Source organism: Xenorhabdus santafensis (assembly GCF_033949405.1).
Taxonomy (GTDB): Bacteria; Pseudomonadota; Gammaproteobacteria; order Enterobacterales; family Enterobacteriaceae; genus Xenorhabdus; species Xenorhabdus santafensis.
In genome coordinates, this window is sequence record NZ_VCDN01000238.1 from 1 (window position 1) to 499 (window position 499).

The 499-nt window shown below is 62.9% G+C and carries 1 protein-coding gene; it reads right to left on the bottom strand.

Annotated elements, in window-relative coordinates:
• A partial coding sequence (gene tssI, locus FE392_RS20045) for a type VI secretion system tip protein TssI/VgrG (RefSeq protein WP_319931884.1) occupies nt 1–499 on the bottom strand: 499 nt, incomplete at both ends.

Genomic DNA, 499 nt, shown 5'->3' on the forward strand with positions numbered 1-499 from the left:
GGTCTTGGAGCGGAACGCCATCTGGGTTTTGCTGCCCGGCAGGGAGCCCGGTGGGATGTTGCTGGCATGGTAGGTGCGCCCGATGACTATTGGCTGGTCGGGGTCGCCGTGCAGGAAGTCCACCACCACTTCCTGACCGATACGCGGGATGTCGAGCATGCCCCAGCCCTGTCCCGCCCACGGTTGGCTGACGCGTATCCAGCAGGAGCTGTAGTCGTCACTTTTGCCGTAACGGTCCCACGGGAACTGGAGGCGGACGCGGCCGTACTGGTCACAGAAAATTTCCTCCCCTGCCGGGCCGACCACCTTGGCAATTTGCGGGCCATCAATCACAGGCTTGTGCAGTGGCGCGGGGCGCCAGTTCTGGTTTTGACGGATAAAGCTGAAATGGCTGTGCAGCGTGGTTCCGGAGCCAGAAGTGGCGGTTTCCAGCGCTTGCGGCTGACTGCCGCTGTGGCTGGCAGAGACGGTCTGCCATGACTGATTCAGGTCAGCCCGC